The 24,026-nt window shown below is 55.0% G+C and carries 21 protein-coding genes; 20 read left to right on the top strand and 1 reads right to left on the bottom strand.

The genetic code is table 11. The features are described from left to right. Positions 1-709: 709 nt before the first annotated feature. From WH277_RS08890 to WH277_RS08985, 20 genes are all read left to right on the top strand, one after another. Positions 710-1,744, top strand: coding sequence for a hypothetical protein (locus WH277_RS08890; RefSeq protein ID WP_339505308.1), 1,035 nt, complete (start codon positions 710-712; stop codon positions 1,742-1,744). Between the two features lie 368 nt (positions 1,745-2,112). Then, positions 2,113-2,763, top strand: coding sequence for a hypothetical protein (locus tag WH277_RS08895; protein ID WP_339505309.1), 651 nt, complete (start codon positions 2,113-2,115; stop codon positions 2,761-2,763). Positions 2,764-2,941: 178 nt separating this feature from the next. Next, positions 2,942-3,424: a hypothetical protein gene (locus tag WH277_RS08900; protein ID WP_133844691.1), complete on the top strand. Its 483-nt coding sequence runs from the start codon at positions 2,942-2,944 to the stop codon at positions 3,422-3,424. A gap of 82 nt (positions 3,425-3,506) precedes the next feature. Beyond that, positions 3,507-4,655: a tellurite resistance domain protein gene (locus WH277_RS08905; RefSeq protein WP_133844689.1), complete on the top strand. Its 1,149-nt coding sequence runs from the start codon at positions 3,507-3,509 to the stop codon at positions 4,653-4,655. A gap of 50 nt (positions 4,656-4,705) precedes the next feature. Further along, positions 4,706-6,217 carry an SrfA family protein gene (locus tag WH277_RS08910; RefSeq protein ID WP_159338596.1) on the top strand — a complete coding sequence of 504 codons (1,512 nt, stop codon included), beginning with the start codon at positions 4,706-4,708 and terminating at the stop codon, positions 6,215-6,217. 18 nt (positions 6,218-6,235) lie between these two features. After that, positions 6,236-9,304, top strand: coding sequence for a virulence factor SrfB (locus WH277_RS08915; protein ID WP_133844685.1), 3,069 nt, complete (start codon positions 6,236-6,238; stop codon positions 9,302-9,304). Then, positions 9,304-12,012, top strand: coding sequence for a virulence factor SrfC family protein (locus WH277_RS08920; protein WP_339505312.1), 2,709 nt, complete (start codon positions 9,304-9,306; stop codon positions 12,010-12,012). The genes WH277_RS08915 and WH277_RS08920 overlap by 1 nt, the downstream gene beginning before the upstream one ends. Beyond that, the gene (locus WH277_RS08925) at positions 12,006-13,079 is read left to right on the top strand and encodes a hypothetical protein (RefSeq protein WP_133844681.1); all 1,074 of its coding nucleotides are present in this window, start codon (positions 12,006-12,008) and stop codon (positions 13,077-13,079) included. Before WH277_RS08920 ends, WH277_RS08925 begins: the two co-directional genes overlap by 7 nt. Continuing rightward, positions 13,076-15,046 carry a vWA domain-containing protein gene (locus WH277_RS08930; RefSeq protein WP_133844679.1) on the top strand — a complete coding sequence of 657 codons (1,971 nt, stop codon included), beginning with the start codon at positions 13,076-13,078 and terminating at the stop codon, positions 15,044-15,046. Before WH277_RS08925 ends, WH277_RS08930 begins: the two co-directional genes overlap by 4 nt. After that, a complete protein-coding gene (locus tag WH277_RS08935) occupies positions 15,046-15,783 on the top strand; it encodes an ABC transporter ATP-binding protein (protein ID WP_159338593.1) in 738 nt (245 codons plus the stop codon). Before WH277_RS08930 ends, WH277_RS08935 begins: the two co-directional genes overlap by 1 nt. Beyond that, a complete protein-coding gene (locus tag WH277_RS08940) occupies positions 15,773-16,987 on the top strand; it encodes an ABC transporter permease (RefSeq protein ID WP_339505315.1) in 1,215 nt (404 codons plus the stop codon). Before WH277_RS08935 ends, WH277_RS08940 begins: the two co-directional genes overlap by 11 nt. A 45-nt stretch (positions 16,988-17,032) precedes the next feature. Then, positions 17,033-18,589: an SUMF1/EgtB/PvdO family nonheme iron enzyme gene (locus WH277_RS08945; RefSeq protein ID WP_133844673.1), complete on the top strand. Its 1,557-nt coding sequence runs from the start codon at positions 17,033-17,035 to the stop codon at positions 18,587-18,589. A 229-nt stretch (positions 18,590-18,818) separates the two neighbouring features. Then, on the top strand, positions 18,819-19,301 hold the full coding sequence (locus WH277_RS08950) for an Hcp family type VI secretion system effector (protein WP_339505318.1): 483 nt from the start codon (positions 18,819-18,821) through the stop codon (positions 19,299-19,301). 25 nt (positions 19,302-19,326) lie between these two features. After that, complete coding sequence (locus WH277_RS08955) at positions 19,327-19,950, top strand: peptidoglycan recognition protein family protein (protein WP_159338333.1); 624 nt, start codon at positions 19,327-19,329, stop codon at positions 19,948-19,950. Then, entirely contained in the window at positions 19,944-20,378 is a 435-nt protein-coding gene (locus WH277_RS08960; protein ID WP_159338334.1) for a hypothetical protein, read from the top strand. Before WH277_RS08955 ends, WH277_RS08960 begins: the two co-directional genes overlap by 7 nt. A gap of 236 nt (positions 20,379-20,614) precedes the next feature. Further along, a complete protein-coding gene (locus WH277_RS08965) occupies positions 20,615-21,226 on the top strand; it encodes a peptidoglycan recognition protein family protein (RefSeq protein WP_159338335.1) in 612 nt (203 codons plus the stop codon). 68 nt (positions 21,227-21,294) lie between these two features. Continuing rightward, positions 21,295-21,657, top strand: a complete 363-nt coding sequence (locus WH277_RS08970; protein WP_339505321.1) for a hypothetical protein — start codon at positions 21,295-21,297, stop codon at positions 21,655-21,657. A 191-nt stretch (positions 21,658-21,848) separates the two neighbouring features. After that, the gene (locus WH277_RS08975) at positions 21,849-21,995 is read left to right on the top strand and encodes a hypothetical protein (RefSeq protein WP_171149447.1); all 147 of its coding nucleotides are present in this window, start codon (positions 21,849-21,851) and stop codon (positions 21,993-21,995) included. 178 nt (positions 21,996-22,173) lie between these two features. Continuing rightward, complete coding sequence (gene kduD, locus WH277_RS08980; RefSeq protein WP_159338338.1) at positions 22,174-22,935, top strand: 2-dehydro-3-deoxy-D-gluconate 5-dehydrogenase KduD; 762 nt, start codon at positions 22,174-22,176, stop codon at positions 22,933-22,935. A 59-nt stretch (positions 22,936-22,994) separates the two neighbouring features. Next, positions 22,995-23,633, top strand: a complete 639-nt coding sequence (locus WH277_RS08985) for an RpiB/LacA/LacB family sugar-phosphate isomerase (protein WP_133844663.1) — start codon at positions 22,995-22,997, stop codon at positions 23,631-23,633. A 71-nt stretch (positions 23,634-23,704) separates the two neighbouring features. Here WH277_RS08985 and WH277_RS08990 read toward each other — a convergent pair whose 3' ends face one another. Further along, on the bottom strand, positions 23,705-24,025 hold the full coding sequence (locus tag WH277_RS08990; RefSeq protein ID WP_212813516.1) for a cupin domain-containing protein: 321 nt from the start codon (positions 24,023-24,025) through the stop codon (positions 23,705-23,707). Position 24,026: the final 1 nt, after the last annotated feature.

Genomic DNA, 24,026 nt, shown 5'->3' on the forward strand with positions numbered 1-24,026 from the left:
CTTTTCAGCCGCAGGACGCTCAGGTGGAGGGACCGGGGCGGCAGACGGGGAAGAGGGGATCATCAGCGCGATAAGCGTGAAAGCTGAAAAAATGAACGGCGTTGTGCCGCGGGCCGTCCCTGTCGGTGTGTTGCGCATCATCCCTGTGACTTCTCTTGATTTTTTTATGAAAGTGCTTAATAAACAAACTGCGCGGATGATAAAAGAATTGTTAAGAGCTGTAAATATAAGTGTGAGTGTTAACAGGGCAGTTTCCGATAATTCTTAGAATAAAATTTTAAAAAATCTCTGGGACTGAGAGTGGCGTTTACAGCCCGGTTTTATCCGGTACTACGGATGGTTTCTTCGTGTTTATTTCGCAATTTCAGGCGCTTTTAGGGAGGGTACTGTCTGGGGAACACGGTATTGTCCAACACAACAGGGCCAGTTGTTTCATGAATTATTCAGCAATCCATGGCCCCAATCGCAAGCCTCTCGGGGTTGGCGAGGGACGGATATCCGCAAAAGGGAAAGAGGAACGTTCAATATCGTTAATGGAACGCCTGGTCGACATTTTTATCAGAAATGAACGGCTGGCCCGCGGTGTGCTCACTCTTTCCCCGGCGTACCCCGACCAACAACAGGCCCCGGATAGACGATGCATCGTCACCCCTTGCATCTTCCCCTCACTCCCTTAAAATTTCCCCCTCTCTGGCGTAAGGAACATCGGATGTCACAGTACTGGTGGAAGGACCTGCACGACCGCAATCATGCCTGGCTGGGGCTGGAATTACAGAGCCCGAAACCCACCATGCAGCCCATTCTGGAGATGCACAGCGGGCATCATGGCCGCATGGCGCTATCACTGCGCGGTGCGCCGCTGTTCTGGGCTTCGATGCTAAAAGACCATTCCGGCCTGTGGCGGGTGTTTAACGCTGAGCATCCTGATCCATATGCGTTATTACCGCCCATTACTTCGCTGGCGCTGGAGTCGATTCGTCGCTCCGGGCCAGAGGCGTGGATGGGCGAATGGTGCCGCTATTTTGCCCGCCATTTGCTGACGCCTGACGTTCCACTGTTATCCGCGGGCCGCTGGCTGTTGCGTCCGATGTTACCCACCGCCCCCGTCGCACCTTATTCCCTTCAGCAAACGTCTCCGGTGGAAAGCTGGCGTTTTCACGCCCCTGCCCGCAGCGGGAATATCGGTTTTAGCTGGTCACTCTTCGCGGAAGATATCCCGAATCTGATGGCCCCGACGCGCGTCTCGCAGGTTGACTGGTGGTGGAATGGTACCCCGCTGCTGGCCCGTTACGCCCTTCAACCGCACGCAGGACGCCTGAAATGGTGGCGCAAGAAGAGCCGGGAAGGGGCGCTGCCGCCGGTACTGGTGCGCTTCATTGCCGGGCTGGGTTCATTCGTTATTCTGGATGGTCACTACCGTTTACAGGCCGCCATCGAAGAGGGCATGCCGCCGCCGTTTCTGGTGCTCAGTGAACTGGGGGAAAGAACCTTCCCGACGGACCCGGCGCATCAGGAAAAGATCGTGCGTGCGCTGGCTGCCCAGCAGCAAAAGAACCCCGCTGTGAATCTTGATGGCGTGAATCAAACGCTGATTAATCTGTATGACAGCCACGATCTCTATGCCCCTGCGTACAGTCGTGCCGTGCTCGGTGATGGCGAAGGCTGGGCGCGGGAGGTCACGGAGTATTTGTGCAGAGATGATGAGCAAGCGGTATTAGAGAAAATCCTGAAGCGTATCGTCTGACCGAGTGCTTGCGCCCCTCAGGCGGTCCCGCCCCCCTAAAAGCCCCTCTCCTCCATTCGTAGAAGAAAGCCTGAACGGTCAGGTTCAAATTTGATTACATTTATTCATGAAACAATGTATAAAAACATAAAAAAATTTACGAATAATCTTATGTACAAAAAATAACCAGAATCAGGATGTCGAGCACTTGTGCCCCCCGATGAGATTATTTAATCCTCTCTGCTGGCCGCCAGATGTTATCCCGCGATAACACCTCTTCCGTTGCGCGATAATCCTGAAAGAATATCTCTTCTTAAGACAAATTTTCACAAAAATGAAATTAACGGGTCACACACACAGCCCGTCCATTATTTAAGGATGAAACACTGATGAAGATTTTTAGCCGTAGCGCAACCTGTTTACTTGTTTCTGCCACTCTGCTTCTGAGCGGCTGTGCCAATACCGGCAGTTCTCTGTTGTCCGGTACAAAAGCCGACCCGCGACTGACCAGCGGTGAGCAGGCTAAGTTCTTTAGTGCATCGGGCGCACAGGGTTGTGGAGTGGGTGCCTTAACGGGTGCTCTGGCGGGCGCGGGTATTGGCGCGCTGGCCGGTAACGGTAAAAAAGCGCTGGTCGGTGCTGCCATTGGGGGCGCCGCGGGTTGTGCGGTGGGGATGACGGCTAACTACTACCTGGATAGCCTGAAAAAAGATTACGCCACCACTGCTGCTCGCCTGCAGGCAATGGGCACCGACATCCGCAAAGATACAACGGCGGTAGAGAAAACCTCTACGGCGATGAAACAGGTCATCAGTGACAACCAGGCAACTCTGACCCAAATCAGCATCCAGAAAGATAAAGCCGGTTTTGATAAAGCCAGCGCCAATAAGCAGCTGGATCAGATTGATGCCAATATCAAAGAAATGAAAAGCCAGATTAAAGTCATGAAAGACAAAGATGCTGCTTATAAAGTCGCCCTGCAGGGACAATCAACGACGAATAAAACAGATAAAACCAATCTGACCGCATTAAATAAATAATATACCCAGCTTAATAGCAAAATCGCCGCTCTGGAATCAGAAGCGAACGGTCTTTACAGTCAGCGCCAGGCTATTTCACTGGGTTAATGCAGAGGGGCTGACAGAACTGTCAGCCCCTTTTCACACCTGTCACTGGCCTTAAAACCTTATTTGTTTTCCTCATTTCATGGAACATTTCATGAGAAAATATGTATTACTCGCTTCAGTATTGCTTACCGGTTGTGCCACCTCTCCTCAGGACTGCGACCTGCAGGCGCAAGATCCCAGCTTCCTGACGAAATTGAGCTGCACCACCTCCGGTGGCTATCGGCAGAAAGTCAGTGAAGAAGAGCAGAAGGTCCAGCTCAGTCAGTGGGAAAATCAGCGCGCCAAACAGGATCTGGCCAATACCCAGAACCGGCAGCAGGTCACGGATCAACAGCTGAGCAATGAACAGGTGCGACTGCAGGCAGCGCGTACCGATCTGGCGCAGACAATGAAACGCCTTAAATCCGACAACGTCAAAAGCAAAGCCAGCCAGAAAGAGATTAAACAGTTGCAGGCACTGCAACAGCAAGCGCAGCAGGCCACCAGCGCCAGCGACGTTGCCGCTATTGAGAAAAAAGTGGCCGACGCCAGGAAAAGGGTGGAAGCACTGGAGCAGGCGAACACGCTGCAGTAACGCGCCCTTTGATGTGACGATATGCTGATCCGCCGCGAACCGGCGGCGGATGCCAACGATAACCACAAGACGACCCTGTGTAATGCAACGATTAACACGTGCAGCGCCGATTAATGATTCTACTCTGGCCACCTATGAGGAGACGGTTGCGATTATCCAGCGCTATCTCCCTCCGTCTCTTGCGCTGGTGTTTGCCACCGCCCGGCGCGATCCTGCCGGGCATCTGGAGTGGTGGACCGACCGCCAGGGCGTTGCCCGGCCATTGTCGGCACTGAATGAAGCGGAACAGCAGGCGCTCCACAGCAAGCTCCAGAATTACCGTGGAATACTGGCCGGGCTGATTGAGCAGCTGACCGCCCGTGGCGAGGAGCAACCCGCTCAGGCGTTGCAGCAGTTACTCGTCCATTCACAGCAGCTGGACTGCTATGCGGTCGGCGATGAACCGGTTCTGGTGAACTGGGTCATTGTGGCACCGGAGGCCCCGCCCCCGGTGGTGGTGGTGCCGTGGTGGCGACGCGCGCTGCCCTGGCTATTGCTGTTGTTGCTTTTACTGTTACTGCTCGCCCTCGCCTGGTGGTGGTATCACCATCGTGCCCACCCCGATCCCGTGGTGCCGGCACCGCGTGAAACCCCCGCTGCCGTTGCCCCCACGCCACCCGCCAGTACTGAACTGACGCAGGATAACCCCAGTATTAACCTTGCGAAACGCAAGGATTTCGGGCGCATCAAAATCAACCTGACCTGGAAACAGGGCCAGCAGCAGCAGCCTATCGACCTGGATATCGCCGCGTTTGTCCGCTTTAAAAATGGCGACATCAGCGGGGTGGAAGCCCTCAGCCACGCTGCGGGCGACTATGAAAAACCGCCTTACATCCAGTTGAAAGAAGATTTGCGTAACGGTAACAACCAGGACGGTGAGTGGCTCTTCATCAACGGCAGCCGCTGGGCGGAGATTGATGAGGTACTGATTTACAGCTTCATTTTTGGCGGAGCCAGTAACTGGCAGGGCACCGATGCGACGATCACGGTGCATGTACCGGGCCAGGCGCCGATCAGCACCACCCTGAAGGAGGGCAGTCAGCGCAATAATGTTGCGGCGATCGCCCGATTAAAAAACGTCGATGGCGAGATAAAAGTGGAACGCCTTAACCGCTTCTTCCGCGATCGGGAGCCGATGGATAAGTATTACGGCTGGGGATTTAAATGGAAGCCGGGTGCGAGCAAAAACTAGCCACATTCATTATAACGTTCGTTCATTCACAGCGTGACAAGGTTTAGACAATGCGAAATGCGATTCAGGGACCACTGCTACGTACCGGACATAACTCCTCATTTAAGGCGCTGGGTGAAACGGGCTACCCCGTGTTCAAGATGGCATTTCAGCTACGCGAAGCGATCTACCGTCTTGATGCCGGACGTGACCTGGCCCGTCACCTTGCCGTCCCGCATAACGATCAGGGGGGCGATCGCACCGACTGGTACAGCAGCTTTCCTGGCGACATTATTCCGTGGAGCAGCGCCAGTGAAACGGAGCGCGCCTCCGCGCGTCAGCAGTTCAGCGAATTCCAGATCGCGGTACAGGCACTCAGTGAACAGCTGCTTAACGCTGAGAACAGCGGTGCCGGTGGCGATCGCCGGGTCTTTGCTCAGCTGCTGAAATCAGTCAGCCATTTCCCCGATTATGATTTTGTCTATCTGGTCAACGGCGTGCTGGTGATCACCTTCTGGGGCTTTGTTCATCCCGGTGGTGAAACGCGCAGCCCCCTGCACTGGCTGGAACCTGCATCGGTGCCTGCGCCGTCGGCGGCGATGATCCCTGGCACTACGCCGCCGCGTGCGGCCGCTACCGTGGCCAGCCCGCCAGTGGTGGAGACGGTCACACGTGGCCGCCGCTGGAACTGGCGCTGGTTACTCTGGGCGCTGCTGGGGCTGCTGTTACTGGCCCTGCTGTTTGGCCTGCTGCGTGGTTGCGTTCCTACACTGTCATTGCCGGGCCTGCCGGGTTTCCCGGGGAATAAACCCCCCGCGCTGTCGGTCAACAATGAGGGCCATCCTCAGGTGCCCGACGTGAAGCTGCCGGAAATGCCGGCCATGCCGGACCTGAAATTGCCGAATGTCGCAGGGCAAAACGGTGCCGTCGCAGGCGCGCCTGGCGCCAGCCTGCCGGGCAGCGCTCAGGACGTGGGGGGCGTTCCGTCAGCGACGGAAGCACCACAACCCCTCGCCAGCGACACGCCACCCGCGGCAGACGATGCGCAGGCTACGGAGCCCGCAGCCACGACGGATCCGGTTCAGCCCGCACTGACGCCGGAAGCTGCAGCGAATCCAGAGGCCACGCCCACCACGCCGCCAGAGCCGGGTGCTGAAGCGCCCGCAGTGGCACCCAATACCGTCCCGCCGGTGATCCCGCCTGCGGGCAAACCGCTGGCAATCCCGCCGACCCTGCCTAATGGTCCGGCACAGTTTCTCAACGGCCAGTGGCGGGTAAACGGCGGTATCCAGGACAAACTCACGGGCCGCCCGCTGCAGTTGCAATACAACTTTAAGCAAGGTGAGGGCACCGTCAGCGTGCGCCAGTCGAGCGGTGTCACCTGCCAGGGCCCCGCCAGGGGCGACGTGCAGCAGGGGGCGCTCAGCATTACTAACCCAGAGCAGATGAAATGTAGCGACGGTTCAGACTTTATTGCGCCCGTCATCGCCTGCAAATCGCCTGCCGCCGATCACGCCGAGTGTGTCGGCAGCAACGACGGGGAAAAAACCTTCCCTATTCGTATGCTTCAACCCAATACCTGAACAGGGACGGATTAAATTATGTTGCCTGAGATTGTTTCTTTTGATCGTCAAATCACCCTGGTCGGCGACTCCGGTATCCAGTTTATGGATTTCGGCCTGACGCCAAAACGTCTGCCTGCGGGGGAGTTTGTTAAATTAGCCAATGGTGTGCTCACGCGTCTGATTTACAACGAGCAGCGCGATTACTATTTCTATCAACCGACGCCTGACGCGATTGAGAAGGCCAAAAGCCAGTACGATATTCCGGTGGATGCCAGCCTGGCGCTACTGGACAGCGTCTGGTTACCGCTGCCCCTGTTCCGTTTCAGCCCGCCGAATGTCTATCAGGAAGGGCCGCTGAACTGGGCGCGTTTTCGTCTGGTCAAACTGCCGGAACCGGACATGGATGGCCACACTCACCGCATGACGCTGGCGATGGATACCCGCATCATGGCCCGGCAGCAGTCGGCAGCCGACCTCAGTCCTAATCAGGAAGACGTCAACGCCGGTGCGACCTTTGCCGTGGCAACCGCCACCTATGCGCTCAACTGGTATCTGACGCAGGACTGGGTCAAAGACTGGCTGAAAGAGGTGTTCAAAGAGAGCAGCAAAGGCCGTGACCTGGATGAACAGGAGCAGGAGCTGGCGCAGCACTATCCTCTGGCGCACTACCTTAACCTGCTGTCACTGATGGCCATTCCGGTGGAAGGGCTGCAAACCCAGACCGCGCCTGCCATCGAACTGCCGCAGTTCCGCATGATCGCCAATCGCGAAACCAATGCCATTAAACCGATCCCGGTGGATCTGATCCTCGACGTCGGTAACTCACGCACCTGCGGGATCCTGATTGAAGATCATGGCCAGTCAGGTTCCGGTCTGATGCACAACTATGTGCTGAAACTGCGCGATCTCAGCAATCCTGAGCACATCTACACCGATCCCTTTGAAAGCCGGGTGGAGTTCTCTCAGGCCTTTTTCGGCAAAGACCATTGCTCTGTGCGCAGCGGCCGACATGACGCGTTCCAGTGGCCGACCATCGCCCGCATCGGCGGGGAAGCCACACGTTTAGCGGCACGCCGCCGCGGCAGTGAAGGCTCCACCGGTCTGTCCAGCCCTAAGCGCTACCTGTGGGATGAGAAGTTTTATGGCCAGGGCTGGCGTTTCAACGGCAGCTACGTGCAGGACACCAACCCGCTGGCGACCGCGGCCCCCTTTGCCAACCTCATCGACGAAAAAGGCGAGGCGCTGCACACCATTGAAGATGAGATGGATCGCATTCCGGTCTTCACACCGCGCTATTCACGCAGCTCGCTGATGACCTTTATGCTGTCGGAAGTGCTGACCCAGGCCATCAGCCAGATTAACAGCGTGGAACAGCGTACCCGTCAGGGCCACGCCGGTATTCCTCGCCAGCTCCGTCATATCATTCTGACGGTGCCGCCAGGCCTGCCGATGGCTGAACGCTGTATCCTGGATGACCGCATGCGTCAGGCGGTGGGGTTAGTGTGGAAATCGCTGCGCTGGCACAACGGCGAGAATGACCCGTATCTGGATGAACAGGAGTTATCCACCCAGGGGAATATCCGTATCCCCTTACCAAAAATTCGCGTGGAATGGGACGAGGCCTCCTGTGCGCAGCTGGTGTATTTGTACACCGAGATCAATCAGAACTTTGCCGGCCACCCGGAGGTGTTCTTCAATACCCTTGGCCGCCCGGACCGCAAAGATCGTGAAACCATCACGCTGGCATCCCTCGATATCGGAGGTGGAACCACGGACCTGGTGATCACCGACTACCGTCTGGATCGCAATGGCCTGGAAGGCAGCGGCGCTAACGCACATATCATTCCCCATCAGCGTTTTCGTGACAGCTTCAAAACCGCCGGTGACGACATTTTGCTGGATGTGATCCAGGCCTATGTGTTGCCCGCCTTCGAGCTGGCGCTGCGTGATGCCGGAGTAGTCACGGTTGAAACGCTGATGTCGCAGCTGTGCGGATCACAAAATATCAGTGCTGCTGAAGCCGTACTGCGTCAGCAACTCAGCCTGCAGCTGTTTGTGCCACTGGCGCTGCATATTCTGAGCAGCTACGAGCACTTTGATCCGCTGGATGAGCAAACCCACCTGCTGATCAACCGCAAGGTGAGTGAGTTACTGCCTGCTGGCAGTATTCGTGACGAAGTCGATGGCTTTGTGCGTCGCGAAGTGCAAAAAGCGGGTGGCCCGAATGATTTCAGGCTGGTGGATATCACCCTCAACCTGTCGCTGGTGAAGGTGCATAACGATCTGTGCTCGGGCAAGTTCAACATTGATAAGGTGCTCACGGCCCTGTGCGAAGTGTTGTCCTGCTATCACTGCGACATGCTGCTGCTGACGGGGCGGCCTTCGCAGTTACCGGGCATCCAGGCGATCATTCGTCGCAATCTGCCGTTACCGCCGGGACGCATTCTGCCACTGCATGGCTACCAGACCGGCACCTGGTATCCGTTCCACAAAAATGGCTATATCGACGATCCGAAGAGCACCGCCTCGGTCGGCGCCATGCTGGCACAGCTGTGCGCCAATCACAGTATTCCTAACTTCCATTTCCGTGTCTCGGCGCTGAAGCCTTACTCGACCATTCGCCATATTGGCATTATCGATATGGATAACCTGCTGCGTGATGCCGATGTGGTCTACCGCCATATCCAGTCAGAGAACGGCCAGATCACCCTGCCGGGAGAACGCAGCGAAGAGGGCGAGGGCGCAATGCAAAGCATCGTGATGCGTGGCGATCTGCGGCTGGGATATCGCCAGCTGGATGCCGAACGCTGGTCTGCCGCTCCGCTCTACACCCTGCGTTTCAACGAAAAGGGCCGTCAAAAATTCTCCACGGCGCAGTCGAGTGACAGCGGCTCCCCTTATCTCAGGGTGCGGCTGACCGTGGATAAAGGCAAACGCGCGCGCCAGTTAGGGCTGATCAGCGATCGCCTGACCATCGCAGATGTCAGCAGCAACACCGATAAATCCTTTAGCAAAGGGGATTTAGAACTGGAACTGAATACCATGCCCGATACCGGGCTCATTGACAGCCGGCACTGGCTCGATAGCGGGAGTGTGAAAAAATAATGAACAGCGAACCAGAATCTCTTACCCAAGGTTGGGCAGCGATCGCCCGGAGCTGTCAGGATGCACGCGGCTGGGTAGAAACCGTGCGTGTCGGCTCGCGCCGCCTGGATAACGAGGCGGACAAACTCAACCTCAGTTTGCTGCGTACCCGCAATCTGGCCAACAATCTGCAACATGTCGCCTCGACGCCGATGACGGTGGGTTTTTTCGGCATTTCTCAGGCGGGCAAGTCCTACCTGATCTCAGCGCTGGCAGCGGGCAGCCACGGCAGCCTGAAAGCGGCCTATGGCGACCGACGAGTCGACTTTATTAAAGAGGTCAACCCGGTTGGGGGGGGTAAGGAGGCCACGGGCCTGGTCACGCGCTTTACCAGACAGGCACCAGAAGCACCTGCGGGTTACCCTGTCCCGCTGCGTCTGTTTAGCGAAATCGATATTGCCAAAATCCTGACGAACACCTGGTTTAACGACTTTAATCAGGAGCAACTGGGCGATGAACTCGATGAAAGCCACATTGAAGAACACCTGCGTCCCTTCCTGCTTCGTGCCGAACAGCGTGAAATCTGCGCCGGCGTCAGCAGCGAAGATGTGGTGTCTTTATGGGACTACCTTGATACATCGTTCAAAAGATCCGTGGGAAAACTCAGATCGGTTTACTGGCCGCAGGTACTGAAAATAGCCCCTGGGCTGCGTCCGGAAGAACGTGCAGAATTGTTCTCTCTGCTGTGGGGTAAACAGAGCGCACTGACGGAAACCTATCGTTCACTGGCCAGGGTGCTGGTGAAAATAAACCATGCCAGAATGGTGTTTGCGCCGCTGGAGACGCTGACCGATCACAGTAGCGGCAGCATCATGAACGTCGATAGCCTGAATCGCCTCGGTTCCCATCAGGATCGCAATGTTGATATCCGTTACTGGAACGACGATCAACAATCCGTCAGCGCCTCTTTGTCACAAGCCGAACTGACCGCGCTCACCGCGGAGCTGATTTTCCCGCTGGCGGAAGTCCCGCAGGACAGCATTGTGGAGCAGGTCGATTTGCTTGATTTCCCGGGTTACCGCGGACGCCTCAAAATTGACAAGCTGGAAGATGCCGGTCAGGGCGGGCTCAACCCCATCTCGCAGTTACTGCTGCGCGGTAAAGTGGCCTATCTTTTCGAGCGCTACACCGATAACCAGGAGATGAATGCGCTGGTGGTGTGCGCCAGTGCCGCCAAGCAGAGCGACGTGGCCGATGTCGGCCCGGTGTTAAACCGGTGGGTTGAAAAAACTCAGGGTAAGGCGGGTGAACGCAGCGGCGCCCCGGGTCTGTTCTGGGCCATCACGATGTGTGACAAACGCATCAGCGACAGCCTGGAACATACTGACACTCAGCTAAAAATGGGCTGGGAAGATATGTTGCATATCACCCTGCGCGAGCGTTTTGCTCATTACGAATGGCTCCAGGAGTGGATGCCAGGGAAACCGTTCCAGAATGTCTTCCTGGTGCGTAAACCGGGGATTGATAATCCCTTCCTGGACCTGGTGCGTGAACCCGGTCAGGAGGTACTTAAAGAAGTGTCCCTGGCTGAACGCTATCACGAGGTGCTCGACAGAATGGGCAATACCTTTATCGATGGCGAGCTGGTGCGGAAATATCTGGCCGAACCGCAGGATGCATGGAAGGCGATGCTGACGCTGAACGATGGCGGGATGCGTCGCCTCACCGAAGCCCTGCGCCGCGTTGCTCATCTGGATTTCAAACTGAAGCGCCTGCATCAGCAGTTAGTGCAGTGCCGCCATGAAACCGGCGATCAACAGCTTGGCCGCTGGTATGAACAGGGTGGCGAAGATCAGCGGGCGAAGAAACAGGCGATTGCCAAAGATCTGTGGCAGGGGTTATCCGCCAGTGCGCACAGCATCGGTGAAATGATCAGTCGCCTGGAACTTCCCACGCCTGAACTCAACAACATCTATCTGAGTATTCGCCATGAGGATCAGGTATCCGCGGCGGCCGGTGACCCGCGCCCCGTTCAGGTGCTGGCGAGCAATCCGTTTGGCGATAATCCGTTTGGCAGCAATCCGTTTGCCAGCGATCCCTTCTCCGGTTCAGTGACGGCGGAGGTGGCCGCCGTTGCCGACACCGCGCCTGCGTCTGTAAGGGTGAGCCAGGAGGACGAGTTCGCCCATCAGGCCTTCAAAGCCTGGGTGGCTCATCTGAGGGAGTTACCGCAGCAAACGGCCCACTGGTCCGCCCTCGGCCTGAACAGCGAGCTGATGAATCTGCTCACTGAAGAGTTGATTGCGGCCGCCACTCGCCTCGATCTGGAGGGCACCCTGAAACAGGCGCTGGCGGGTCAGGAGCAGGCAGATACCCATCATGACCAGCTGAGGGCGCGTCAGGTGCTGCGTACCCAGCTGGCGATGCGTGATTTTATTGCCTGGTTCGGCTATCTCTCTCTGCCGGAAGAACAGGTGCCCAACAGCTATGTGGGTGAGAAAAAGAAAGTGTTTGCGCGTCAGACACCGCTGACAGGCGATGCGTTACCTCAGTTGGCAGCCGTGGCACCGCAGCCCGGTGTGGCCTGGATGGGTGACTGGTTATCGGCCTTGATGACCGTCATTCTGGACAACGCCGGCCACAGCGCCACGCGCGATATCTCCTTCGAACATAACCAGCAGCTGGGTCAGATTATCCGCCAGTTGAAACAAGAGAACACCCCATGCTAGCTAAAATCTTTGCCTGCCAACCGGCAGCGCCGGGTACGGCACAACTGATGGTGCGCCTGCGCGGCGAGCAGGCCATCCTGTCTGATCTGACCTTTATTCTTTGCAACAACGAGCAGGATTACCTGCAACCTGATGGCAGATGGGGGGCGGCACAACACTGGTTTACCGTCGCTGGCGGCTATGCGCTGGCAGGCGGCAGTGGTTTTCGTCTTGGCCCAACGATCCTTGACCCACTGCTGGCCAATGCCAGCCAGGTGCAAATCCAGGTCAAACTGGCCTCAGGTGAAGTGCGTAACACCACGCTCCAGCTGGCGCGCGATGAGCTGTTCTCGTCGGAGGCGCGTGGCCAGACCGGCAACTACAGCAGCAGCAGCGTGCTGCCCACGCCGGAACCGGTGTCCCCGCCGGTAGCCGCCCCGGTTGCCCCGCCCGTTGTCCAGCCTGCGCCCACGGTTGCCGTGTCTGCCGCGGATAAACCCAAAGGGAAAAGCACGCCATCCCGTGTACCGCTGATCGCCATTATCGCCGGTGCCGTGCTGGCCCTGCTGCTGATCGCCGCCGGGCTCTGGTGGTTCCTGGGGCGCGATACTGCCACCCCTGCTGCTGCCGATGCGCAACAGGAAGCCACGTCCGCCGCCGCGGTGCCGCCAGCGTCCGCCACGACGGAACCCTCTTCGGCACCTGCGGCAGGCGCAGAAAAAACGGCAGAGACCACCGCTGCCAGCACCTGTACCGTTGCTAACCTGAATAGTCAGAAAGAGCTCGATTTCGTGCAGGGCTGTGTTGAGCAGAAGCTCGACAGCGAGGCGTTACTGACCATTATTCAGGCCGCCAAAGAGGCGAAGAAATGCGGCGTGGCACAGCGTTTGTATGCCAACCGCGCACAGGGGGGTGACAGTAAGATCGCCATCGCTTACGCCCGTGAATACGATCCTGAATCCCATCAGCCGGGCGAGTGCTTCAAAACGGCGGATAAAGACACGGCAGCCTACTGGTACGAGACCGCACTGCAGGCTGAACCGGACAATAAACAGGTCAAACAACGCCTTGAGGAGCTGGAAAAATGATCCCTTCCCCGATGTTGCGTCTGGCGCTGCCGCTGTGCGCCCTGCTGCTGTCCAGCCATGCGCTGGCCGCTGATGGCGATAAACCGCTGCTGCAGGAAGGGAAAAAAACCTTATTTCAGCGAGTACTCACCACGCCGGGTTGCACTCTGAGCAACGCTGCTGGCGAAGCGAAAGGCACGATACAGCCCGCCTTCAGCAGTCTGTACGTTTACCAAAAAACAGAGGTGAAGGGCGCAAGCTGGATCGAAGTCGGGCCCGACAGCTACGGCAAAAAAATCGGCTGGTTACCCCAGGCCTGCACCGTTGACTGGAAAATGCAGCTGACCCTGGCCTTCACCAATCCGGCCAACCGCGACCGCCTGCTGTTTTTCAAAGAGCGAAAAAATCTGGACGATATTCTCTCCGCAGCAGACCCGGTTTCTCTGGTTGCACCGCTGCGTGCCAAACTGAAGCGTGACGGCCATGCAGACGGGGTACAGGCCCAGGAACCGGCGTTATTTGTCGATCTGCAAAAGCAGTTTTACCTGCTGCCGATCCTCAGCGGTGAAGAGGTGATGACAGAAGAGGGCTTCTATACCCGCCTGCTGAACGTTGCTTCGGTGAGTAAAGCCGACGCCACCGCCGCCGCCGCCAAAGAAGAAGAGAGCGTTAACAAAATCAAAGGGTTCAACGCCTCGGTGGTGTTTGTTATCGACTCCACCATTTCAATGGGACCGTATATCGATCGCACCAGGGAAGCGGTGAATAAGATCTACGATAAAATCAAACAGGAGAATCTGGGGGAGCAGGTGAAATTTGGTCTGGTGTCCTATCGCTCAAACACCAAAGCGGTGCCGGGCCTGGAATTCAGCACCAAAATCTTCGCCGATCCCAATCAGGTGAAAGATGGCCCGGACTTCCTGAAAAAGGTCGCCGACCTGAAAGAAGCCAAAGTCTCCAGTTCGCTGTATGACGAAGATGCCTATGCCGGTGTGATGTCGGCTATCGACGACATCGACTGGAGCCCGTTTGGCGCCCGCTACGTGGTATTAATCACCGATGCCGGTGCCATTGAGGGCAGCAATAAACTGTCAGGTACCGGTCTGGATGCCAGCCAGCTGCGCCTGGAGGCGGGCAATCGTGGCATCGCCATCTATACCCTGCACCTGAAAACCGCCAGCGGCAAAGATGACCACGCTAAAGCAGAAAGCCAGTATCGCGATCTCTCTAACTTTGACAGCACGCAGTCCAACCTGTACCAGACGGTGGATGCCGGCGATCTGTCCGTCTTTGGTCAGCAGATTGATGCCCTGGCCTCTGCCATTACCGCGCAGGTGAAGTCCGCCTATATGGGGGATGCAGCCATCGGCAGTGCGATCTATGCCAAAGATGATGGTAAGAAGCTGACGCCCGAGCAGAAATTACTGCAGGATACGGCGCTGATTGGTCATGCAATGCAGCTGGCCTATCTCGGCAAAAAGAACGGCACTCAGGCACCGTTGGTGTTTAAAGCCTGGATCAGCGACCGTGACCTGATTAAGCAGAATATCCCCACCACGGATGTGCGGGTGCTGCTGACTAAGGGACAGCTAAGTGATTTAAGCGATGTGGTCAGTCAGATCCTGCAAGCCGCGAACGAGGGCATGATCTCCCCGGCAAAAATGTTTGAGCGTTTACGTACTGTCGCCGCCACTATGGGCGCCGATCCTAACCAGCTTAAGCAGCAGGAGAATGCCAAAATAAACGATCTCGGGGTGCTGGGCGAATATCTCGCCGACTTACCTTATCGCAGCGACGTGTTGAATCTGGACGAAGAGACATGGAAAAGCTGGGATGGGCTGTCGCAGGAGAAATTTATTCGTACGCTGTCCGCCAAGCTGCGCCACTACCAGAAATATAACGCCGATGTTGATCGCTGGGTTGAGCTTGCCGCTGGCAGCGATCCGCGCGATCGCGTCTACCCGGTGCCGCTGGAAATGATGCCCTGATGCTGCACATTGAGGACCTGTGTATTGTCCGGGGGCAGGGAAGCCAGGCCCACCGTGTCTCGTTGCCGCAGCTGGCACTGCGGCCGGGCGAGGTGATGGCCGTCACCGGCGAAAGCGGCTGTGGTAAAAGTACGCTGCTGGAAGCCATCGGCTTATTGCTGCGCCCCAGCCACATCGGGCGTTTTATGTTGAGCCAGGCGAGCGGGCAACGGGATGTTGCCGCCTTGCTCAATGGCGATCGTCAGGCGGAGCTGGCCGATATGCGTGCACGGCAGTTAGGGTTCGTCTTGCAAAATGGCGGCCTGCTTCCCTATCTGAACGTGCGCGACAATATCCGCCTGCCCTGCCAGCTGCTGGGCAAAACGCCCGACAAAACCCTGCTGAACCGGATTATCGACACCCTGAAACTGGGCCCTTTACTGGCCCGCTATCCGGCGCAGTTATCCTTTGGTGAAAGACAGCGAACCGCCTTTGCCCGGGCCATTGTCCATCGTCCCGCGCTGGTGCTGGCGGATGAACCCACCGCCGCGCTGGATCCTCACAATGCGCAGCAGCTGTTTAATCTGTTTATTGAGCTGGTGCGTCAGGAAGGGATGATGGCGCTGGTGGTGTGTCACGACTGGCCACTGGTCGAACGTTTCGGCTTACCTTGCCTGATCGCCCGCACCGATGCCCCAGCCGTGAATCCGGCCGATTCATCAGAGCCTGTCCAGGGGGAAACCCGCTTTGTCCTTTAACCGAACTCCGCTGCTTGCCCGGCTCGCTTTGCAGGACCTGTGGCACGACCGCACCATCTCCTTTTGCATCATTTCTTCGCTGGTGGCGGTGATAGCCCCTCTGCTGCTGCTGTTCGGCCTGCGTTTTGGCATTGTCAGCCAGTTACAGGACGACCTGGCGAAAGACCCGCGTAATCTTGAGATCCGCATGTTGAGCAGCAACAGCTATGACCAGGCCTGGATCGAACAGTTGCAACAGCGGCCCGACGTGGGCTTTGCTATCGGGCAGACGCGTTCGCTGAACACGCTGGCCGATCTGCAAACCGACAGCACCCATTTTATCGAAAGCGCCGAAGTGATCCCCACTGCGTCAGGCGACCCGTTACTGGGCAGTCTTATCCTGCGTCATGACAATGAGGTGGTGTTAACCCAGGAAGCCGCACGCAAGCTGGCCGTCAGCGTCGGGGAGACGATCGATCTCCGGGTGAACCGCCTGTTTGAAGAGCGCCGCGAGTGGGGGCGTCAGCGTCTGACCGTGGTGGGTATTTTACCGGCTACCTACTTCAATCGCCCGGCCATCTTTACTCGCCCGACCCTGTTACTGATGCTGGAATATTTCCGCGACGGCTTCGCTACCCCGGCCCTCGGCGTCAGCAGCGGCAACCCCCTCAGCGACATGTCACCGCGCTATGCCCGCGCCCGACTGTACGCCAAAGATATTGATCAGGTGGCCGGTCTTGAGCGCGATCTCCGGGCGCAGCGCATCGAAACCGCCAGCCGCCTGGCAGATATTGAAAATGTGAAAAGCATTAACCGGGTGCTGGGGGTGATTTTTAATACCATCGCCGCGACGGCCCTGATCGGCTGTATCGCCTCGCTGGTGGGCTCTTTTATCGCCAACGTCGATCGCAAACGTAAGCATATCGCTGTCCTGCGCCTGCTCGGCTTCACCGGCCCGGCCGTCGGCCTCTACGTGATGATACAGGGCTGTCTGCTCAGTTTGCTGGCGTATGTCGGTGGCTACAGCATCTATCTGATTGCCAGCCAGGTCTTTAACCGGGCGCTGGCGGGTAGCCAGGCCACGGGGCAGATGCTGTGCAAAATCACGCCGATGCATAGCCTGCTGGCCATGGCCCTGACGGCGGTGGTAGCGCTGCTGGTCGCCAGTATTGGCGCTTACCGTGCCATCCATATTGAACCCGCGCAGAGTCTGCGCGAGGTTTGATGCTGCCACCCTTATTTTCTTATTACTGATTAGCGGAGACTGTTCGTGACCTTTACGCCTTCCTCATTGTCATCCTGGCTGTTTCTGGCTTTGCTCGCCAGTGCCGCACCTGCCCTGGCCGAGCCCTGGACAGGCGATAGCTACAATCCTAAACCTGATGATGACGATATCATTCTGCCGATGCCCTGCGAGGGATCGATGGCTTTTCGACGGGTCGAGATTCCTCTGGCTGGCCCCCTTGATGACCTGCCGATCACGCTGGGGCAGGATGGCGGAGAATGGGGCTTTGTTGAACACAGCTATCCGGCCTTTATCGCCGGGAGTTTCTCCGATGCCGGTAAGAGCAAAGGCCGTTATTACCTGATGGCAAAATATGAGCTTACCGCATTGCAATATCAGGCACTGACGCAGGGAACCTGCCCCACGCCGTCGCGTAAACTCAGCGTGCCGGAGACCGGTATCAGCTGGTTTGATGCGGTCAGCGTGGCGAATAAATACAATGAATGGCTACGCAGTAATGCGGCCGATAAACTGCCGAAAGAAGACGGTACCGCTGGCTTTTTACGCCTGCCTACGGAGGTGGAGTGGGAGTTTGCTGCCCGTGGCGGACTGAAGGTCAACAGCGCGGAGTTTCGTGATGTCCATTATCCAATGGATGACATGAAAAACTTTGAGTGGTATTCCGGTGCGCAATCGTCCAATGGCAAGGTGCAGCTGATCGGGCGTCTCAGCCCGAATCCTCTTGGCCTGCATGATATGTTGGGCAATGTCTCGGAGATGATGTTTACCCCGTTCTATCTCAATAAACTCAATCGCCTGCACGGTCAGGCTGGGGGCTTTGTGGTGCGCGGGGGCAACTTCCAGACCAGTGCAGCGGAGATCCGCAGTTCGGCGCGCAAAGAGGTGAACTATTACGACAGTACCAGCCCTGCGACCAGTAAAACCACCGGGCTGCGTCTGGTGCTGGTAGCCCCCGCGATGACCTCAACGGGCCGGGTTAAGCAGCTGGAAAAAAGCTGGGCTGCGCTCGGGGCAGACAGTAGCGGTGCAGATAAGAAAAAAGATGAAGCGAAAGACACCGTCAAAGCACTGGGAACGCTGGCCTCAGGGGTAGATGATGCCGCACTGAAGAAAAAGCTCAATGACCTGGAAAGTCAGCTGCGGGCCAGCAATCAGCAGCAGCAGGAAGAGCGAGCGCAATCGATCCGCGCCAGCCTTAACCTGGGATCGTTCCTCTGCACCAAGCTGCAGGATGATGGTCGCTTCCTCGATTTCCTCACACATAACTATGAGGCGCTGTGTAAGGATAAAGACAGCAGCGATCAGAACTGTGCTATCCGTAAAACCAAACTGGGTGAGCAAACAAAAAGTTTACAGCAGGTGACCAGTTACTACGCCAGTAGCCTGGTAGATTCGGCGACCTTATATGGGCAGGAAGGGCTGAAACATGAGGTTGGCGTCTTTGATCAGATGCTGACCCTGAACAAGCGTCTGTCCGGGCTCAAACCTTTCCTGGCCGCACACTGGCAGAACCAGCAGAAATATCTGGAGAACGGCAAGATTGATACCGCCGGCTGGCTGGAAAGCTGCAAGAAAATTTAACGCCTTTACTTGAGGCCTCGCCAGGGTTGTGTTAATCGCACAGCGGATAGCAGGCCTCATCTCTTCAGCAACAATTAGAAAATCATTTTTTTACTATTTATAACCCTCCTCAATTAGCCGTACCTTCCCTTGTTTATAAATATTCAGCTTATTAATTATTCCACTAATAAGCTCAGGCTAAACCAATAGCCATGAGTTTTATCGTTTTACTCATATACAAGGAGGACGTATGGCTCAGGATATTTTCATTACATTTAAGGGGATTGAGGGTGAATCTCTGGATTTTTCACATAAAGGTGAGATTGAGGTTATACGCTGGAAATGGGCCGTCAGTCAGCCTGCCAACATGCACTCAGGACGCGGCGGGGGGGCCGGAAAGTCGACCGTCGGCGATCTGTACTTCGATCACCGCCTCGATAAAGCCAGCCCCAATCTTCTTCAATACTGTCTTACTGGCAAGCACATACCGGAAGTCGTGCTGACCGTTCGCAAAGCCGGCGGCTCTCCGCTGGAGTATCTGCGTGTGACCTTAGAGGAGGTGATCATTACCCGGGTTGAGTCTTTCGGTTATGACACCATGCGCAGTCCGCGAGAAAAGGTCGGGTTATCATTCTCACGGGTGAAAATGGATTATGTTTTGCAAAATGCAGAGGGCGGAATGGCAGGCACGGTTTCCATGGGGTATGACATTAAAGCCAACGCCATTATTTGATTTTTGTAACCTAAGGAAGGGACTTATGCTTTATATCGACGAGGGTGGTTATATTGATGCAGAACGCATCATCCTGAAAATATTCAATAATATTGAGCGTGGAAAGATGGATGCGGTTAATGGCATCGTTGTGCATCAGACCAATGCGCCGACAGCCAGCAGTACCTTTCATAGTTATCAAACGAAAGGCGCCACCGGCGCTCACTTCCTGATTGACAGAGATGGCACCATCTATCAGACCGCTTCGTTATTCCAGATCACCTGGCATGTGGGAAAATTACAATCCCGCTGTTTTCTGACCAAAAAATGCGAACCGACGGATTTTCAAAAAGTGGCTGAACTGGAAAAGTCATGGAGAAATTCTGACAAAGTGCATCAGATTGAGAAATTGAAAAACTACCCTGACCGATTCCCGAGCAATGTTGATAGTATTGGGATTGAGATTGTTGGAAGGTCAACAAGGGTGATAAATGAGAATACGGGTAAGCCAGAGTATATTTATGAGGAAGTTAATGATAGCCAGAATGGATCTTTAATGTGGTTGATTAAAGAACTGGTGGCAACGTTAAAGGTTTCTACTAGTGAAATATATCGGCATCCAGAAATTGGTAGAAAAAACTTCACTGAGGCAAGCACAGCGAAATGGTGATCTTAAAAAAAACACGTTTTATTATTACGTTAATTTCTTTTTTTATTTCATTTCAAACTCAGGCCAGAGTGGTTAGTGAGATTAAAATCGATGAAGTTGGCGCATATGATGAAAGACGTGGTAATAAAAATGAAGAAGAAGCCTGCAAGGTGTATAGGCCAACAAAAAAGCAAATGATTCGCTTTTTCAATCTGGCTAAAGAATTGCAAGAAAGTGGGAGCTTGCTTCATGAGTATTATTCACCTTGCCTGACGACCGGTAAAATAAAGTTTAAAGACGGGGTATCAGGAGTCTGGACTGTGCAATCCAGCGGCCTGGGGCTTGCTATTTTTGATAATGGCGACTCAGCCACTTTTTTCCTTAAAGACAACCAGTGGACCGATCCTTATGCCTGCACCTATGGCTTAGGTGATGATCTAATATGTTAAATAAATCACTGCGCTGTTACTGGCGCAGTTTGTTGAAAGGAGTAACGGTTTAAAAATTCTCTGTTTTAAAACCTATCGCAGGCACCAGTCTGGCCTCAGACCTGTTGCTGAGTACCATCTGATAAAAATGGCTGTGGCCCTCAGCCTTACGCGACTGAAATAATCAGGGAAAATAGTTGAAAAGTGAATCTCCGTTGCGTAAACATTTTATTTTTTTTGACCTAAGGAAGGGACTTATGCTTTATATCGACGAGGGTGGTTATATTGATGCAGAACGCATCATCCTGAAAATATTCAATAATATTGAGCGTGGAAAGATGGATGCGGTTAATGGCATCGTTGTGCATCAGACCAATGCGCCGACAGCCAGCAGTACCTTTCATAGTTATCAAACGAAAGGCGCCACCGGCGCTCACTTCCTGATTGACAGAGATGGCACCATCTATCAGACCGCTTCGTTATTCCAGATCACCTGGCATGTGGGAAAATTACAATCCCGCTGTTTTCTGACCAAAAAATGCGAACCGACGGATTTTCAAAAAGTGGCTGAACTGGAAAAGTCATGGAGAAATTCTGACAAAGTGCATCAGATTGAAAAAGTGAAAAACTACCCTGATCGATTCCCGAGCAATGTTGATAGTATTGGGATCGAGATTGTGGGTGAGTCAGAAAAAACAGGACCAAAGAAAAAACTCATCTACGAACCCGTCAACGATCGGCAAAATGATTCACTTAAATGGTTAATTAAAGAGTTAACTACCACGTTAAATATTCCTATGCACGAAATATATCGTCATCCTGAAATAGGAAGGAAAAATGCCACGGAGGCGAGCACAGCAAAATGGTAATAAAAATAAAATCACTCTATTATATTATTTTCTTAGGCACATTCATATCAACACCAGTTCAGGCGAGAGTGGTTAAAGATATTGAGATTACAGAGACTGGTACACATGATGAAGGGCGTAATGATATAAATGAAATTGAAGCCTGCAAGGTATTTATACCCAAAAAAGAACAGTTAATTCGTTATTTTAATCTCGCCAAAGAGTCAAAGGAAAGCGGGAATATTCTTCATGAGTACTACTCTCCTTGTCTGTCTACCGGGTTGATCACATTCGAGGATGGTGATTCTGGGAGTTGGATTCTGCAATCCAGTGGTTTTGGCTATGTGACGTTCAGTAATAATGAAACAACCTATTTTTTCCATAATCAAGACAACCAATGGACCGATCCTTATGCCTGCACCTATGGCTTAGGTGATGATCCAATATGTTAAATAAACCAATGATAAAGGGTCGTTCGGAAAAGATGATCGACCCCTACGAGAAATCGCAATCGCGTTGGGTTTTTAAAACCGACAGCGAGTACGATTTTGCGGGGAGGGGGCCAGCTTGAGGTAAGCCGGGCGTCACGCGCCAGGACGGCGCGTGTCGAGGCCCGCATGGATGCGTCTTTTGCCGATCCGGCGTGCTCAAACTGGCCCCGGACCTGACGCCGGATGAGCAGCCACTCCTGTTTGTGATGCAGACCTGGCCCGTGGTACACACCATCCGCCCGGGCCGATCGGAAAAGATGATCGGCCTCTACATCATTCCTGAACTCTCCAGGATGTGATCCCCGCAGCAAAAATAGATACTCAGGTTTATATAAAATGAAACATCGTTTCATTTTGTTGAGTTTACCCCACTTTGCCGTTAAGCTGCCTGTATCAGTTTTGGTATCGGGCACTGTCCGCACACTTTAGGGTCACGGCAAGCGCCTGAACATGTTTGGTCAAACTCAAGGAAATAACATGATTCTGGATAATTTCTCCCTGTCGGGAAAAGTGGCGGTGGTGACCGGATGCGATACCGGTTTAGGCCAGGGCATGGCGCTCGGCCTGGCGGAAGCGGGCTGCGATATTGTCGGTATCAATATTGTCGAACCCACAGAGACCATTGAACGCATCGCGGCAACCGGGCGTCGTTTCCTCAGCCTGACCGCCGACCTCAGTGACACCAAAGTGATCCCGGGATTGCTGGAGCGCGCAGTCGCGGAGATGGGCCACCTGGATATTCTGGTGAATAACGCCGGGATTATCCGCCGTGAAGACGCCATCGACTTCAGTGAAAAGAACTGGGATGACGTGATGAACCTGAACATCAAATCCGTGTTCTTTATGTCGCAGGCGGTGGCAAAACAGTTTATCGCGCAGGGAACAGGCGGGAAAATTATTAACATTGCGTCGATGCTCTCTTATCAGGGTGGTATCCGTGTGCCTTCTTATACTGCCTCGAAAAGCGCGGTGATGGGCGTCACCCGTCTGCTGGCGAACGAATGGGCGAAGCACCAGATCAACGTCAACGCGATTGCACCGGGCTATATGGCCACCAACAACACTCAGCAGCTGCGCGCCGATGAAGCCCGTAGCGAAGAGATCCTCGGCCGCATCCCGGCCGGGCGCTGGGGCCTGCCTGCCGACCTGATGGGTCCGGTGGTGTTCCTCGCATCTACAGCATCTGACTATATTAATGGCTACACCATCGCCGTCGACGGCGGCTGGCTGGCGCGTTAATACCCCCTAATTCACTGATGTGCAGCGGGCGATCCCGCTGCACCCAAGAGGACGTTAAAATGAAAATTGCACTGATGATGGAAAACAGCCAGGCGGCTAAAAACGCGATTATCCTGAAAGAGCTGAACGCGGTCGCCGGGGAGAAAGAGTACCCGGTGTATAACGTTGGCATGTCAGACGAGCAGGATCACCACCTGACCTATATTCACCTGGGGATCATGGCCAGCATTCTGCTGAACTCGAAGGCGGTGGACTTTGTGGTGGCGGGCTGTGGCACCGGCCAGGGCGCGCTGATGTCGCTGAACCTGCATCCGGGCGTGATCTGCGGTTACTGCATTGACCCGGCAGACGCCTTCCTGTTTGCCCAGATCAACAACGGCAATGCGCTGTCGCTGCCGTTTGCCAAAGGATTTGGCTGGGGTGCCGAGCTGAACGTGCGCTTTATCTTCGAAAAAGCCTTTAGCGGTGCGAAAGGTCAGGGCTATCCGGCCGATCGTAAAGAGCCTCAGGTACGCAATGCCGGCATCTTAAATCAGGTGAAAGCCGCCATCGTTAAAGAGAACTACCTGGATACACTGCGCGCTATCGATAAAGAGCTGGTAAAAACGGCGGTCTCCGGCGAGCGCTTCCAGAAATGCTTCTTTGAGAACAGCCAGAACAAAGAGATCGAAAACTTTGTGCGTGAAATCCTCGCATAACGCGCTCTCTTTCTTCAGGCATAAAAAAACCGGTGCTGAATCAGCACCGGTTTTTTATTGGGCACGATAACTTATAAAAAGTCCTGCCGCTGCGGGGTAAAGGTGTCTAACAGCACGCCTTTTTCCAGGCAGATGCAGCCGTGAACAATGTCCGGCTTTTTATACAGCGTATCGCCCGCGCCTACTTCGTGAGTTTCATCACCGATGGTAAAGCGGAAGCGGCCGGAAAGCACATAGGTAAGCTGCTCATGCACATGGTGATGCATCGGGCCGATGGCCCCGGTCTCAAAGCTGACCTCCACCGCCATCATGCCGCCGCCGTGGGCCAGAACGCGACGGCTCACACCATCGCCCAGGTCTTGTAAGGGTCTGTCTTGCTTGTAGATAAACACG

This window comes from Erwinia sp. MYb416, assembly GCF_037479575.1.
Lineage (GTDB): Bacteria > Pseudomonadota > Gammaproteobacteria > Enterobacterales > Enterobacteriaceae > Erwinia > Erwinia rhapontici.

Bases quoted from the DNA above. Each gene is read 5' to 3' on its own strand.
- WH277_RS08890 (WP_339505308.1), top strand. From the start codon at position 710: ATGTCACAGTACTGGTGGAAGGACCTGCACGACCGCAATCATGCCTGG.
- WH277_RS08895 (WP_339505309.1), top strand. From the start codon at position 2,113: ATGAAGATTTTTAGCCGTAGCGCAACCTGTTTACTTGTTTCTGCCACT.
- WH277_RS08900 (WP_133844691.1), top strand. From the start codon at position 2,942: ATGAGAAAATATGTATTACTCGCTTCAGTATTGCTTACCGGTTGTGCC.
- WH277_RS08905 (WP_133844689.1), top strand. From the start codon at position 3,507: ATGCAACGATTAACACGTGCAGCGCCGATTAATGATTCTACTCTGGCC.
- WH277_RS08910 (WP_159338596.1), top strand. From the start codon at position 4,706: ATGCGAAATGCGATTCAGGGACCACTGCTACGTACCGGACATAACTCC.
- WH277_RS08915 (WP_133844685.1), top strand. From the start codon at position 6,236: ATGTTGCCTGAGATTGTTTCTTTTGATCGTCAAATCACCCTGGTCGGC.
- WH277_RS08920 (WP_339505312.1), top strand. From the start codon at position 9,304: ATGAACAGCGAACCAGAATCTCTTACCCAAGGTTGGGCAGCGATCGCC.
- WH277_RS08925 (WP_133844681.1), top strand. From the start codon at position 12,006: ATGCTAGCTAAAATCTTTGCCTGCCAACCGGCAGCGCCGGGTACGGCA.
- WH277_RS08930 (WP_133844679.1), top strand. From the start codon at position 13,076: ATGATCCCTTCCCCGATGTTGCGTCTGGCGCTGCCGCTGTGCGCCCTG.
- WH277_RS08935 (WP_159338593.1), top strand. From the start codon at position 15,046: ATGCTGCACATTGAGGACCTGTGTATTGTCCGGGGGCAGGGAAGCCAG.
- WH277_RS08950 (WP_339505318.1), top strand. From the start codon at position 18,819: ATGGCTCAGGATATTTTCATTACATTTAAGGGGATTGAGGGTGAATCT.
- WH277_RS08955 (WP_159338333.1), top strand. From the start codon at position 19,327: ATGCTTTATATCGACGAGGGTGGTTATATTGATGCAGAACGCATCATC.
- WH277_RS08960 (WP_159338334.1), top strand. From the start codon at position 19,944: ATGGTGATCTTAAAAAAAACACGTTTTATTATTACGTTAATTTCTTTT.
- WH277_RS08965 (WP_159338335.1), top strand. From the start codon at position 20,615: ATGCTTTATATCGACGAGGGTGGTTATATTGATGCAGAACGCATCATC.
- kduD (WP_159338338.1), top strand. From the start codon at position 22,174: ATGATTCTGGATAATTTCTCCCTGTCGGGAAAAGTGGCGGTGGTGACC.
- WH277_RS08985 (WP_133844663.1), top strand. From the start codon at position 22,995: ATGAAAATTGCACTGATGATGGAAAACAGCCAGGCGGCTAAAAACGCG.